The sequence below is a fragment of the Bacillus sp. mrc49 genome, from assembly GCF_002803435.1.
Map to the genome: position 1 here is coordinate 1 of NZ_PHNG01000529.1, position 1,551 is coordinate 1,551.

Here is a 1,551-nt window from a genome sequence, read left to right on the forward strand (position 1 = left end):
TCGGTCTATCATCCTCCGATTCTAGGACGATTAGCTCTGTTAAATTAGTGAGTTTTCGAATGTGTTTCGGCACAGTAGAGTAAACAGTCCACTCGCTTGTACTATTGTCAAAAACCAATGAAGTTTCTTGTTCTTCTCGGGAATAACCCATATGTGCAAACCTCCCTTTTATTTGGGCCTATTATGAAGCTCTTTCATGGCAGCTTTATATTTTGCCTTTAATTCTGTATGAGCCTTTTTAAGTTCCTCATGAGTTTGGACATGGACCGATAATCTTGCCGCCTTGGAATTTACCACACTGTATTTTTTGTTGATTTTCCTAATGGTCTCTGCCTGGCTTTTCACCTTATTGCCCGTTTGGATATAGGAACTTTGAATCTCATCCAGCAAAGGTTTTAAACGTTTTGTTGAAACTGTCTTTTGGCCGTCCACAATTCGACGAAGCTCGGCTAGTTCTTTCATGAGTGGGCTCCTTCCCTGTTTATTCGCGACATACTTTATTTACTTGTCTGTAAGTCAATGTCTGGAATGATTTCTTCTGGCCTAAATAACACTTTATAATGGTATGCATCTTCGTACTTCGCATCTGTTTGTTCTACAAAGTAGCTTACGTTGTCACTCAAGCCAAGGTAATGCTTCTTGTATTGATCTTTTCCAACTTTGCAAGTGACAGTTAGCTTCTTACCACTATCCGTATTAAGTGCACATAGCCCTTCAACCGTAAGAAGGTATTTGTCTGTTATTCCATTGAAAAATACTACTCTTCTCTGTACTTCAAAAGAATCTGCTGACTTTGATAGATTCTCTGAAACCGTATCTGCTTCGGTCGTACAACCTACCAAAGATACAATTGACGTAATCCCTAAAACAAACAACGCCATCTTCTTTTTCATTTTCATCAACCTTTCATTTTTTACTTCACCGTTTATTCGGACTGTGCATTTATAGACTTTTCATGTAAATCCATTACACATCCTGGACAAAGCCTAACGGTAGAAGTCTGTTCTTCAACTAAACCTATTGATATATCAAGGATATTTTCATTTGAATAACAAGACTGACAACGTACATAAGTTTTCTTAATGACTTCCACTTTAATAATGCTGGTCACCTTCCTTCACAGTTTGTGTCTACTGTTGAAGTATTTCACCATTTTATTAATCAGCATTTCAGTAATATTTTTTTGTTCGTAATACCTGTTTTCTGCCGCCTTTTGCTTTTGAACGGCTCCTTTTATGGCAGCTGAGTATGCACCATCAATCGTATTGCGAATATCCCTGATGGCCTTATCGCTTAAATGAATACTGTGTTCTTCCTGGATGCAATGTTTAAGGTGATTTGCGAATTCAGATTGTGTTCTCATCCTTCTCACTCCTTAACTTGCAATATTGTTACTCAGCAATCGACAGGTTCCGTGATGCTGCTGGCGCTTTCGATTTTATTATCTGTACTCAGTATGAAGCCAATGAAAAGCAGGTACTATTCCAGTGAAGGGGGAATGGCGGAGAAAAAGGGGTAAGCGACCTTTCCGACAAGGCATGCGGTGAACAT

3 protein-coding genes are annotated in these 1,551 nt (G+C 38.9%); all 3 read right to left on the reverse strand.

Annotated features, from left to right (window positions below; translation table 11 throughout):
* Positions 1-168 precede the first annotated feature (168 nt).
* The 3 genes from CVN76_RS05275 to CVN76_RS05285 all read right to left on the reverse strand — a co-directional run bounded on the left by CVN76_RS05275 (position 169) and on the right by CVN76_RS05285 (position 1,363).
* On the reverse strand, positions 169-462 hold the full coding sequence (locus tag CVN76_RS05275; RefSeq protein ID WP_100530530.1) for a hypothetical protein: 294 nt from the start codon (positions 460-462) through the stop codon (positions 169-171).
* A gap of 35 nt (positions 463-497) precedes the next feature.
* On the reverse strand, positions 498-893 hold the full coding sequence (locus CVN76_RS05280; protein ID WP_100530151.1) for a beta-sandwich lipoprotein: 396 nt from the start codon (positions 891-893) through the stop codon (positions 498-500).
* Positions 894-1,117: 224 nt separating this feature from the next.
* Entirely contained in the window at positions 1,118-1,363 is a 246-nt protein-coding gene (locus CVN76_RS05285) for a hypothetical protein (RefSeq protein WP_100530531.1), read from the reverse strand.
* Positions 1,364-1,551: the final 188 nt, after the last annotated feature.

Coding starts and splice junctions, on each gene's coding strand:
- CVN76_RS05275 (WP_100530530.1), bottom strand. CDS start 462: ATGAAAGAACTAGCCGAGCTTCGTCGAATTGTGGACGGCCAAAAGACA.
- CVN76_RS05280 (WP_100530151.1), bottom strand. CDS start 893: ATGAAAAAGAAGATGGCGTTGTTTGTTTTAGGGATTACGTCAATTGTA.
- CVN76_RS05285 (WP_100530531.1), bottom strand. CDS start 1,363: ATGAGAACACAATCTGAATTCGCAAATCACCTTAAACATTGCATCCAG.